The organism is Albibacterium sp. (genome assembly GCF_035514885.1).
Lineage (GTDB): Bacteria > Bacteroidota > Bacteroidia > Sphingobacteriales > Sphingobacteriaceae > Albibacterium.
The window spans coordinates 781919-795023 of sequence record NZ_DATJCH010000012.1 but is presented as its reverse complement, the minus strand read 5'-3'; the positions used below and the strand labels follow the sequence as shown (position 1 = coordinate 795023).

Genomic DNA, 13105 nt, shown 5'->3' with positions numbered 1-13105 from the left:
AAATGCAGTCGATTGGAAGATTCGCTCAGGCTATATGAAGGCTATTCTGACTTATAAATTTCCTCTGATCTTAGGTTTGGATATAGCAGGTATAGTAACGAAGGTTGGAGATGGTGTTACCCGTTTTAAGGTAGGAGATGCGGTGTTGGCTAAATCTAATTTGACAGATAATGGAGGATATGCTGAATTCATTGCCATTGACGAGCAATTGTTGGTCCTGAAGCCTTCTAATATTAGCTTTGGTGAAGCAGCAGCACTTCCTTTGGCTGGTGTTACTGCATGGCAGGCTCTAACTCATTTTGCCAAACTGAAGGCAGGAGAGAGGATCTTAATCCAAGGTGGAGCAGGAAGTGTAGGTAGTTTGGCTATCCAATTTGCTAAAGCATTGGGGGCTACTGTTATTGCAACAGCTAGTACCAACAACATAGAGCTTCTGCAAAGTCTGGGTGTCGATCAAGCCATTGCATATGACAAAGAAGACTTTGTTGAAGCTTTAAAGGATCCTGTGGATGTAGTATTTGATATGATTGGTGGAGATGTATTAGCTCGAAGCTATGGCGTATTGGTGAAAGGTGGCAGGTTAGTCAGTATTTCGGAAGCACCTAACCCGGAGCTAGAAGCTAAATACGGAATAAAGGCCAGTTTCTTTGTGACCTTAGAAGGTGGAAACTATTTGGAAGAGATTGTTAAATTAGCTGAGGAAGGCAAAGTACGACCAATTATCCGTACTAGTTTTTCATTAACAGCAGACGGTTTGGAAAGTGCTCATAGATTAATTGAGGATGGTCATACCTACGGTAAGGTTATTATAAAAGTAAAGGGTTGATTTCAGGAATCTATAACCTGCAATCAACCCTTTCTCTGTTCAACAAAATGGTCTTTAATTTATTGCAATAAGAAGGCAACGCTAACACGTGCTGTTACTTCGATATCTCCATTAGCAATAGGCTCCTGTCCGCTTTCAGCCATATCTGCTGACTTATAAGCCATCATCATTGGTTGTCTTGGAGTACTGTTTGATGATGTATTATCATTAATACTGTAAGCCGCACCTATGTTTTGTCCGATTGCCTTTGCTAAAATAACTGCTTTTGACTTAGCATCAAGCATAGCTTGTGCCCGTGCCTCATTTTGAATGTCTTCAATCTTAGATGATTTGAATTGTACATTTTGGATATTATTAACCCCAAGATCAACTAAACCGCTTAACAAAGTTGCGGTTTTATCTAAATCCTTTAAGTCGAAAGTGATAGATTGTTGTGCCCTAAACATCGGGATTGGTTTTCCATCTTTTACATACTCATTGTAAGGATTTACATTTACACGTGTAGTACGAATATCTTTTTCCGGTATCCCTTGTGCTTTTAGGTATGAAATTGCCTTGGATACAATAGCATCATTTTCCTTTTTAGCTTCCTGTAAATCTTTATGATTAGTAGATACCATAAAATTAACATCTGCTTCATCTGGCTTTACCATTATAATATACTCCCCGTTTACATTTACAAGTGATTTCTCTTGCGCAAATGCAAAATTAGCGGTTACCAACATGCTAAGTATTAAGATTGCTTTCTTCATTTCTGTTGTCTTTTTGTTCTGTATTTTATTTTATGACTATGTGATTTAATACAAGAACTGTGCCCATGAGAGATTCGCTACACCTACAAGCTATATTTAAGACAAAAAACGTTCAAGCAAGAATCAGACAAGGATCAAGCAGGGATCAAACAGGGGTAATATGCGAGTTTTGCCCCTGTTTGGTCCCTGTTTGATCCCTGTTTAAACCCTGTTTGGGTAAAACGAAATAATAACGAGATTTGAGTAAGATTTGAGCGAAATCTGTCTATGTTAGGTGGAATATTCTAATTAGTAAGCAAGATATTGGCGATATACTTCTTGTAAATAAGCTTGTCCGATGGTTTTTAATTGTTGGTTTACGGAGTCTTTGATGTTCTGATCTTTTAAGTAGATAATATCTTTGCCAACATTATCGAATGTTAAGCTTTGTTCGGGAGTAATCACACCGAAACCATTATCGTAGCTAAAAAAGGCAAAGGGAGCTGTGTTCGGATCTAATAAGTCTTTGCTCCAGTAATAGGGTTTAGAGCTGATATTAAGCTGATGTAATAAGGTGCTGACTAAGTCAGTTTGGTTACCGATCTTATCAATTTTTTCTCCCCTAAATTCTTCTTTAATAACATTACCGTATAACAAGAAGGGTATCCTGTATCTATTAGGATGAAAACTATCCCATTTATCGAGCGGTAAACGATGGCCATGATCAGCAATAATTACAAAAAGAGTATTCTTATACCAGTTGGTTTGTTTGGCTTTATTAATGAAACTGTAAAGAGCTGAATCGGTATAAAAAGCTGTGCTTCTGAATAAGTTAGCCTGACTATCAGATCCATATTTTGGTGGGCCGGGCAAATCAAATGGTTCGTGGTTACTGAGTGTTAAAAGCGTTGAGAAAAATGGCTGGGGACTTTCGTTCAGGTATTCAATTTGCTTTTGAAAAGTAAGGTGGTCAAAGGCTCCCCATTTTGATTGAACATCCTTTAATGGAAAATCGTATTGATCGATGACCTTTTCAATTCCATGGCTCAGCATATAGGATTTGAAATTATAGAATTCGCTTTCGCCGCCGTGGACAAAGGAAGTGCTATATCCATTTTCAAGAAACTCTTGTCCGATGCCAGGTAATTTTTCCAGTTTGTTTACATTTTTAATGATGCTTTGCGTTGCTTGTGAAGGAAATCCGCTCATTGTTGCAATAATCCCTTTATCTGTTCGGTCGCTTGCAGAGTAGATATTTGTAAAGAGTACTCCGTCTTGTATCAGTTTTTCGAAACCAGGTGCGATTCCTGCTTCTCCACCCAAGCTTTCGATCAGATCGGATGTAAAGCTTTCTAATACAATAAGAACTACATTGGGTTTGGGCTGATTCAAGATTTTTACCGGATTCGATGGTAAACTGGTATTGATATAAGGTTGGATCTTTACTTGCGCTGTGCTATCATCCATGTATAAATATGGATTTTTATAATCGCCCTTGCTATGAAGAAAGTCACTTAATAAGTTCCATTCTGTATTTACCGCAGCATGATTTAATATCGGCCTGGTAGAGAAATAAGCCATGCTTGGGTTTAGCGGTGTGGTTTGCCATCCACTTCGGATTAATAAGAACAAAACTCCAATTAATAGTAAGCTGACCGGAGCTTTAATATACCATTTTATTGACTGGAGTTTTATGGGGTGTTTTAATACCTGGTTTACCAGATATCTCCCGATAAAAAATAGTGCTAATAATAAAAGAAAAGGTATTAAAAGGGGAGAGGAAGAGGAGGATATAAGAGCCTGGTATGGATATTCGAGAAATGTTGAGATAGCTCTATAGGGCAGCTTTGTTCCCCATTCCTGATAGATGTTGAGGTTAACTGCCATTAAAAGCCCGCATATAATCAGGAGAATAAACGAATATATTTTGAGTACTTTACTTGATATCTTTAGGTTAGGAATAAGCCACTGGATGATAAAAAACAATAATGGCAAAGCGCAGATATAGGCAGCCATGGAGGCATCCATTCGCAACCCAAATAAGAATGTAAGTAAAAACTCTCTCGGACTTATAGGAAATATCTTTGCATAAAAATATCCGATGAAAATTAGCCGTTCAATGATGAAGATGGCAATCCAGATAAGATAAAACTTAACTAAAGGGTAAAGTGTTTTTAACATTGAGGCAAATATAAAGCTAAAAACGTAAATAAAAAGAGGCTCTGATTTTAACAATCAGAGCCTCTTTTATAGCTTAACTTTTTATAATTTATTGTTGTTTTCCTATTCTGTATAGTCTTCCTTGATCGGTGACTGCATAAAGAGCGCCATCTTTCCCTTGAGTTATATCTCTGAAGCGTTGGCCTTGATCTGCCAATAGTCTTTCTTCTCCGACAATTTTGTCATCTTCAATCACTAACCTTGCTATATGCATGCCGCTTAGTGACGAAATAAATAGGTTGTTCTTCCATTCAGGAATTTGATCGCCTGTATAGAAGGTAATTCCACTTGGTGATATTACCGGATCATAGTAATAAACTGGCTGTTGGAGGCCTTCTTTTTGTTGAATGCTATCTCCGATTGCGGCGCCACTATATTCACGTCCGTAGGTGATAGTTGGCCAACCGTAGTTGATTCCTGGTTTAATGATGTTTACTTCATCACCTCCCAAAGGTCCGAATTCTGTTTCCCAAAGATCGCCTGTAACCGGATTGAAGGCTAAGCCCTGTACGTTTCTATGTCCGTACGAATAAAGTTCTGGTTTTGCATCAGCTTGATCTGCGAAAGGATTCCCTTCTGCTGCTTTTCCATCTGTTGTAATGCGAATTACTTTACCCAATGAAGAGTTTAAAAATTGTGCTTGAGGTCTTGATTCTAAGTCTGAACGCTCACCGGTACTGAAAATGATATTACCTGTTTTATCGAATAGAATTCTACCTCCATAGTGCAAATTGCTAGGAAATGCAGGAGTTGCCTGATAGATAACCTGAGCATTTTCGATTGTTTTTTCATCTGCTGCTAACTTTCCTTTCGCAACCGCTGTCAGGTTTCCACCGTTTACAGCTTCCGAGAATGTCCAATAGATCATTCGGTTATTAGCAAAGTCAGGATCAATAGTTACACCTAACAATCCACCCTGTCCTGCGTCATTTACCTTTGGCAAACCGGTAATAGCATCACTTAGTGTTCCATCAGTAGTAGCGATGCGCATGGTTCCACCTTTTTCAGTAATTAACAGTCGGCCATCAGGAAGACTAGTGATTCCCCATGGTCTCTCTAATCCTTCGCTTAGTACTTTTCCTTCGAAAGGAGTAGTTGTTTTAACTCCGGCAATTCTAGTTTGCCCTTCAAAAGCTGGTTTGTAAGTAGTGTTTGGATCTTTAGTTTCAACGGGTGCCAACTTGATGGTATCTGCAGCCGATGTTGATGTCTGCGAATCAGCTCCTGAAGAACTGCAAGAAGTAGCCGCTACTACTAAACTTGTTGCTATTCCGAGTACTTTAAAGGTATTATTCATAATAATTTTAATTGATAGATTTTGTTTGATAAATGGAACATTAGTTAAAACTAACTATTTTTCCTTAAAAGACAACAATATATGTTAGTTGTTGTTTTAAGAAGCTTTGGTTAAATCTACCTTAAAGTAAAAGATTAATTGTTCCGAAAGGAGTGAGGTTAAGCTCATTTTTACTGACTTGCTTATTATCCAGATAATCTATTTTCTTAATATCCTTTAATGCTAATCTTTGAAATAATTGTTTCTTTTCTTCGTGAGAAAGAAGTTTGTTATTAACCGAGATGGGAAGTTGTATGCTTAATGGAAAGGCATAATTTGAAATGAATTCCGGCCGATTATAGAGAACACTGTCTATTTGAGACTCTAAATCATTGACTTCAAATTCTATTAACATTACAGGTTTATTTGTACGAATGCCTAATTGATCTGCATCTTCTCTGGTGATTTTACTGATTTTTTCGAAATCATTTATCTTATAATCATTGCTAACTATGGCACCATTGTAAATACGAAGGTAGGAACTGTCATTGACTATTGCGTTAGGGTTTAAAACGACTAGGGAGTGTGGGTTTTGTGCCTGACAATATAGACCCGTTAAGCAGAGGATTAATGCGATGATATTTTTCATATAGCTGGAGTTAGATGCGTAGTTAGTTAAGAACTCAATTATCAATTTATATAGGTAAGTGTTTGATTGCTAATATAAATATAAGTAGAAATATTAGTTTACAATTCAGGGTGCTATTGTATATTCTCCCCAAAAATCAGTGGTACTTTGACTATATAAAATATTTGGATCTGATATGTCGATGAAAGTTGGCATTGGCATTTCACCGGGTGAAAGTAACGAATTGTGATCACTGATTTTTATATTGTAACTCAAGTTTGGATCCTGTATGGAAGCCTTTAGATATTTTAGAGGAATAGCCAATTCATACGTAAAGGCCATTTTATGATCGAAAGATGATGCTGCTTGGATCCCTAAAAGGTTATAGATGGATAGAGGATTTTCTGTATTTTCTGGAATACCTGTTACCTGTATCATCTTATATTTAAGAAGAATTTCATTATTAGCCATGTTCATTGAGGAGTCGATCTCCTTTTTATAAAACGATGTATCGAGTTTGTATGTTGAATACGACTTCCAGATAGCATCATCGATTCCTTCCATAGCCAAATCTCCCGGCTGTCTTTTAACTTTTATAGGATATAGAACAGCTATGTTATTAATATCCTTTGCTTTTTCATTATTGTTCTTTTGGTTAGATTGGTTGATGGTCAAAGTAATACCTCCACTGGTTATTTTATTTACAGCCTGATGATCATTTGTATGTACAGTTAAATAAAGTTTTTGATCATCATTGGATATCGTATAAAAAATACGGTTAGTAGGATTGTAGGCTTGAAGAACGCCGCCCCATTCCGTTAGTTTTCCATCAACTTTGATATCTGAAGGAGCACGAACACTTGCCTCTTGTACCTTAGAGAGGTTCTGTGCATTTGCTACTTCTAATGATAAGAATACCAACGTAGAAATTAACATTAGCATTTTGGTGGTTTTATCTTTTCTCATAATTGAATAATTTATTGGTTATAAAGTTTGTGCTATCTTATAAAACTTCCATCACCTCGGCGTGGGAGAGGATGTCCGTTTTGTTGTGGTGTACCACTCCATTTTTGTAAATTCATTCTGAAAGTTATCATGAAATATCTGCTTAGGGGGTTTGTTTGAGTATCAATAATGGTATTTTCAGTAATGATTCGATTAATAAAGTTGTTTTGGTTAAAAATATCAAAGGCTTCAATGCGTAAAGTTGCTCCAATCTTATTTGAGAACCGTTTCTCCAAATAAGTATTTACGATAAATGGATTTTTCGTTATGTTTTTGCTGATACCGCTTTGGTAGTTTTTACTGGCATAATAGCCGATATAGAATCCTTTTGGAAAATATACATTTCCATCAATAGCAAAAGCGAGGGTCTGGGTGTTAATATTTACAGACGAAGGGATAGTGTTGGTTGACCTTATGACATCGTATGAAATAAAAGGATTTATCTCTAACCATTCTTTTGGTTGCATCCGTGGTCCGAAACGTTCAATAAATCTCCATGTTGATGTTGTATTTTTAATATTGTTGCTCATTGATATGGAATGCGTGTTATTGACAGTGCCATCCAAAGCAAAATAGTATTTTCGGGAAGTAAATTGCTTAGATAAGTTGTAGTTTGCATTAAGTGCAAAGTTTCCATCGGTGTTTAAGAAATGGGTCTCATATTTTAAATTATCATTAGCGTCTCTGATTAATAAAAGGTTTCTTGACACTTGATCATTAATGAATTTAGAGGTCAGTTTAACTGAATAGTTAAACTGAGAATTAGCTATATATCGGTTGTAGTTTGCGTTAATGGTGTGAACGAAAGAGGTTTTTAGATCGGGATTTCCTATGATTGAATTTTGAGGATCAGACACATCCCTGACTGGTTGTAACTGATTGAAATTAGGCTCTATAGGGTTACCAGAGTAGTTGATCTGAAATTGATGTTGATTTGACCAACTGTATTGAAATCTTGCGATGGGAATTAAGTTGAAGTTACTTCTATTAGTACTATAGTCAATTCTGCTGCCTTTTAAGATTGTAGGAATGGCATTAACCCCGAGGGAAAAATTATATCTTTTATCAGTATATAAATAATTAAGCCCTAATCTAGTTTCAGTAAAAGAGTAATTATAGCTATTGCTTAATGAATCTATAGGAACCAGTGCATCGCTTGAAGTGATGTCATTTGTGGTTTTACTGTTATCATAAGACCGATAGTTTACCTGAGCATTGAATTGCAGTTTCGCTTTCGTAGTTAAAGGTTCTGAAAAGGTAGTAACAGTATGATAATTATGCATTAAGTTTTTATTGTAGATTCGCCGATGAATTAATGAGTCTTCTAAAAGAAGGTCTGTGCCGTTCTCAAAATAGGTAATCCTTGTGTTTTGTTCTGTGTCATTACTTTCACTAAAGATATCGCTGCTTAACTGTATGGTAAAGTTTCTGCCGGTTTTATTAAAGATATGTTGGTAAAAAATTGTTCCACCCAGGTTTGGGACAATACTTTTGTTATTATCCACACCATTGTAAGCCTGATGGGTAAGTCCGGAAAGCATATTGGATAGATTATTGGCAGATGAAGTAGTATAATAGCTTAATTGAGGGTTGATGCGTAAGAAATTTGCAGAGTTAATTTTATATTCGAATAGGGAAGTAAGCGTATGGTTGTTATTCTTAGTATTATGATTTTCCTCATTCTTGGTGAAAGTTGTTCCTAATGAGCTAAATTGCTGTACATTATTTTTGGTAATTGAATTGGTTTGGGTATCATTATAGGTATAGCTCAGATTTACATATATCTTTTCATTTAATGTGTTGCTATAGCTAAAACTAGGTTGGAGGTTTTGACTTGTTCCTCCACTATTCGATTGTAAATTTGAGATATCACCGGAAATGGGTGTATTGGATTTGAATTGCGGGTTAGCAATTCCATTAACTGTATTTGATAGGTTTGCATTCAAGCCAATGGTTTCATTAGCATTAATTCGTGTGCCAAAAAGTTGACCTTGATATCGCTCATCATTACCTGCACCTGTATTAAGACGTGCCATATTACCAATGGATCTATCTGCCTTCGTAGTAATGTTCACTATTTTTTTAGGATTACCTTCTTTAATTCCTGTCCGAGCAGCTTGATCTCCGTAATCATTTACAATCTGAATTTTCTCAACAATTTCTGCAGGCAGGTTTTGAATAGTTGTAGCGACATTCCCGCCCAAGAAATCCCTTCCATTGAGCCTTGCCGTGGTTATCTTCTCTCCTTGATGCGTTAAGGTGCCGTCTCTATTGACTTGCATTCCTTCCATTTTTTTTAGAAGCTCGTCGACTGTTGCATGTTCTCTGACTTGATAGCCGGCAGCACGATACTCGATTGTATCAGTTTTGTAAGTGATATTGGGTGTTCCGTCAATGATTACTTGTGAAAGCATTCTACTATCAGGTACGATCATCACGGGATCTAAGATGATTTTGGATGCTTTGTCATCGTTTAATAAATGATAGGTAATGGGTTTGTACCCTAAACTATTAACGGTGAGATAGAAATTCGCTGACTTAACCTCTTTAAACACAAATATCCCATCCTCATTGGCACTGGTAGAAAGAGAGTCTGTATCGTATTTTAAAATTAATGTTGCCCCAGGCACGGGATTCCGAGTTGAATCCAATACAATCCCACTTACTTCCCATGATTTTATAGGAGGATCGGAGCTTAGCGCTTGAGTTGTTTGGGCGATTAATCCATCAACGCTGATAACAAGAAGTAATAGGAGTACCCATCTCATTGCTTATGGTTTGGTAATTGATGCTTCAATCGCTTACTCCCCATCCAGGCCAGTATTCGCCAATTATTGTATTAAGGTAATCTTATTCAGCCGTACGACCAATGTTTTTGTCAGCCCATTTTAAGAACCATTTCATATTTGCTTGGTCTTGATGACCTTGATCATGCTGGCGCCAGGCTAGATGACCGTCAAGCATAGATGTGTTTACAGGCGGCATTTTTTCTGTTTTGTAATCATTCGACACCCCCAGATCTTTCACTCCTAAAAGTTTAAATACTGGTCCGGCAGCTACTGCAGCCATATAAGAACCTTGATGGTCTAACCACTTTGCATCGCCCTTTTCAGGGATACCATAACTTATAAAAACAAGTCTTGGTGCACACATTGCAATAAGTTGATGAGTATCAACAGGTATGTCACCGGCGTTTTTACTTCCAAATGCTGCTTCAGATGCACCATATTTCATGAAATTACCAGCCATCCAGTAGTATTCTCCACCTGTTAAGCTTTCTACAGCTTCTCCCCAGTTACGCCGATGCAATGTAGTGCCGCCCTTACCGGAAGATCCAATGAGTCCCATGGCAAATCTTTCATCATAAGCCATGGTAACCAAAGCTGCTTTACCATAACGGGAAACACCTTCAATGCCAACATGCTTTGCATCGACAGCCGGTTCGGAGGCTATAAGATAGTTTAAGGCCTCGCTTGCTCCCCATGCCCAAGCACGTAATGCGCCCCAGTCATCTGGTTTACGTGCTTGTCCTTTATTTACTAAACCGATAATGCCACGGGTTATTCCGGCTCCATTGTCGGCTTGAATGCTTGAAGGGTTTATCATAACATATCCCCAGCCATTGGCAATAAGCTGTTCGTTAGAAGGAGGGTCGTTATTTACTCTGGTACACCTGGAATATCAGGTGTAGGAACTTTTGGTGGAGGAGGAGGTCCAAACATATTGGTGTTTGGTAAGGTTACAAGCGGTTGATAAGCTGGATATTGTTCCAGTGCTGCTTTTACGGCAGGGTCACTATCGGCTAATAGCTTTCTCAGAGCTGTATTGATGGTTTCCAGAGCTGCAGGGTTAGGTTGTGCTGGTGCGGGAAGGCGCGCCGGACCAAACATCATTAGAACGGGAACTGGTCCTTTCGCATTCGCAGGGACAACCAATACCATATCTATGTTTACATCTATAAGTGGGTAGGATGAGTTATCGACCTTCCCTTTAATACGCTTTGCAATAACAGGAATGCGGTTTATCATTTCCCTATCAGTAACTTCAACTGTCCAGGTAACTTTCGGGATGTTAGCTGGTACACGGCCATAAACTTCCCGATCCATATCTTCCACAATTTCTGGCCTGCGTTGATTCCACCATATGGATGGTGTTGTTACTTTTTTGCCGTTTTTTAAGGTCAAAACCTCTGGTAAATTGGGGTACGGATTAGCTATTGACTCATCATAATTAGCATGATTAGGTGCATTTTCATCGCCACTAGGACCAGGACGAAGTGCTTTTATTCCTAATTGATCCATCATGTTTTGATGGTCTTCTTGCGCGGTAAAATTTATTAATGGCGGATAGTTATTTTGGGCAACAGCGCTTGCTGAAATAAATAATAAGAGCAGACTTGAAATTCTTTTCATTCCTGTTTATGATTAAAAATCAATTGAAATTATTAGTTATCTGTCTCAAATGGTGAAGCTGGTAAACCTTCTTTGTTATATAGATTAGCACCTTCAGGATTGTCTGCCCATGCATAACGTACATACATTGGATTAGTAATATCATCGTTCCAAACAATAACTTTATCTCCATTTATTTTAGCTTTTGCCCAGACATATTGCTTGTCAGCTCCGGCAATAGCGAAATAATATAAATCGCCACCTCCTTTAACCATAAGACCGCTGCCGGTGTTATTAAAGGAAAGGATGATTTTATTACCCTCAATTGTATGTGATTGATATATTGGTCCGGAATGAACTAAATCTTTGGCTCCATAAGCGAGGTATTCTGCCCAAAGTGCAAGTCGCTCACCGATATCTTTTTTATTTAGTGGATGAATATCGTTCCATTCTCCCGCATCGATGCCTACAGACATACCAGTGTTAGGTATCGATAATGCTTGTAATTGGCTTTGTCTTAATTGCGCCCAATCACTTTCTGAAGGTGAATAGTTTACCTCCATGAAATTAGGTAATTGTGCATATATGAAAGGTAAATCTCCTTGGCCCCACTTGCTTCTCCAATCAGCTATTAATGCAGGAAGTAATTTTCCATATTCTTTAGGTCTGCCGCTGTTTGTTTCTCCCTGATACCATAGAAAGCCTTTTATTCTGTAATTAATAGCTGGAGCTGTCATTGTATTATAAAGACCTGTTGGCTCATCTTGTGCAATCAGAGGACGATAGCTTCGCGTACTATTATTGCGGTTAAATGGTTTTTGTACCTGTCCAACCTGATAGATCCACTCGCCACGTAAATCAATTTGCTGACCATTAGCATTTAACGAATAATTTTTGTCAGGAACAAATCCACCCTTACCTGCTGTGTTTGTTACCTTAACCACGATGATATTTTTTCCGGGTTTTAATAAACCAGCCCGTACATTGTATCTGCGCGGTGGATATTGATAGGTGATATTGCCTACAAATTCACCGTTTACAAAAGCTGAATCAGCATCAATGATTCGTCCTAAAAATAGTTTAGCAGGTACGCCCGTCATAGACGCGGGTACTTCAATTTCTTTGCGGAAATATAAAGTTCCATGAAGGTCTTTTACACCCTGATCTGCCCAATAACCTGGCATCCAGAATTTATGCCAATTCTGTGGAACATAATTCGGATCTGTCCATTTGATTGGGCCGCTGATTCCTTTATCAGGTTCTGGTTGTACAACTTTTGGAGGTACATAACTTGCTGCATCCTTCTTAAGGTTATTCATATAGGCTGTATCCCTGACATTCTTTATCTTTTCTAAATATGATGGAAACTCTTTAAAGGCTTCAGCGCTCATCCATGCTTCGATAGGTGTGCCACCTACGCTGGAGTTGATGATGCCGATTGGTACATGATATTTCTGATAGAGCATTTTAGCGAAAAAATAGGTTGTTCCGCCAAATTTTAATATGTTTTCATCAACGGCTGGTGCCCATTGTCCGGGAGGAAGATCTTCGGCTATGGTGCTAACGTTGGCACTGGTTGGTACGAAAAAATTTCTTATTTCGGGAAAGTTATCATGGGCTACTTCGTCAGGATATCTCTCTTTTAAGCGTTCCATGGGTAATACCATGTTAGACTGTCCGGATGCAAACCATACGTCGCCTATGTAAATATCACTTAATGTTATTTGATTATTACCCTTAAGAATCATGGTATATGGTCCGCCAGCTTTCATGGCAGGAAGTTCTAACGACCAATTTCCATCGGCATCCGTGACTGCCTTTCCTTTTTTGCCGTTAAAGTCCACGCTTATTTTCTCTTTTGGTGATGCCCAGCCCCAGATTTTTAATTTAATGTCTCGCTGCAAAACCATATGGTCACTAATCAGTTGTGGTAATTTAATATCAGCAAAAGCAGAGGAGGTAGAAAAAATTAAAATAAGGCATAATAACCTTAACGAAAGTTTGATATTATTTTTTGATAACATAGGT

10 protein-coding genes are annotated in these 13105 nt (G+C 37.9%); 1 reads left to right on the top strand and 9 read right to left on the bottom strand.

All coding sequences use genetic code 11. The annotated features are described in order from the left end of the window. Window positions 1-34 precede the first annotated feature (34 nt). Window positions 35-826, top strand: a complete 792-nt coding sequence (locus VL047_RS07490; protein WP_325359480.1) for an NADP-dependent oxidoreductase — start codon at window positions 35-37, stop codon at window positions 824-826. A 59-nt stretch (window positions 827-885) separates the two neighbouring features. On the opposite strand, the gene VL047_RS07485 is transcribed toward VL047_RS07490, so the two are convergent. The 9 genes from VL047_RS07485 to VL047_RS07445 all read right to left on the bottom strand — a co-directional run bounded on the left by VL047_RS07485 (window position 886) and on the right by VL047_RS07445 (window position 13101). Beyond that, entirely contained in the window at window positions 886-1578 is a 693-nt protein-coding gene (locus VL047_RS07485) for an SIMPL domain-containing protein (protein WP_325359479.1), read from the bottom strand. A 288-nt stretch (window positions 1579-1866) separates the two neighbouring features. Further along, window positions 1867-3738 carry an LTA synthase family protein gene (locus VL047_RS07480; protein ID WP_325359478.1) on the bottom strand — a complete coding sequence of 624 codons (1872 nt, stop codon included), beginning with the start codon at window positions 3736-3738 and terminating at the stop codon, window positions 1867-1869. Window positions 3739-3826: 88 nt separating this feature from the next. Then, a complete protein-coding gene (locus VL047_RS07475; RefSeq protein ID WP_325359477.1) occupies window positions 3827-5074 on the bottom strand; it encodes a PQQ-dependent sugar dehydrogenase in 1248 nt (415 codons plus the stop codon). A gap of 121 nt (window positions 5075-5195) precedes the next feature. Continuing rightward, window positions 5196-5702 carry a hypothetical protein gene (locus VL047_RS07470; protein WP_325359476.1) on the bottom strand — a complete coding sequence of 169 codons (507 nt, stop codon included), beginning with the start codon at window positions 5700-5702 and terminating at the stop codon, window positions 5196-5198. 105 nt (window positions 5703-5807) lie between these two features. Continuing rightward, window positions 5808-6647: a hypothetical protein gene (locus VL047_RS07465; protein ID WP_325359475.1), complete on the bottom strand. Its 840-nt coding sequence runs from the start codon at window positions 6645-6647 to the stop codon at window positions 5808-5810. 32 nt (window positions 6648-6679) lie between these two features. After that, window positions 6680-9454 carry a TonB-dependent receptor gene (locus VL047_RS07460; RefSeq protein ID WP_325359474.1) on the bottom strand — a complete coding sequence of 925 codons (2775 nt, stop codon included), beginning with the start codon at window positions 9452-9454 and terminating at the stop codon, window positions 6680-6682. A gap of 82 nt (window positions 9455-9536) precedes the next feature. After that, window positions 9537-10292 carry a hypothetical protein gene (locus VL047_RS07455; protein WP_325359473.1) on the bottom strand — a complete coding sequence of 252 codons (756 nt, stop codon included), beginning with the start codon at window positions 10290-10292 and terminating at the stop codon, window positions 9537-9539. A 53-nt stretch (window positions 10293-10345) separates the two neighbouring features. Further along, window positions 10346-11098, bottom strand: coding sequence for a hypothetical protein (locus VL047_RS07450; RefSeq protein WP_325359472.1), 753 nt, complete (start codon window positions 11096-11098; stop codon window positions 10346-10348). Window positions 11099-11130: 32 nt separating this feature from the next. Beyond that, window positions 11131-13101 (bottom strand): sialate O-acetylesterase, encoded by a 1971-nt coding sequence (locus tag VL047_RS07445; RefSeq protein ID WP_325359471.1) that lies wholly within the window; start codon window positions 13099-13101, stop codon window positions 11131-11133. Window positions 13102-13105: the final 4 nt, after the last annotated feature.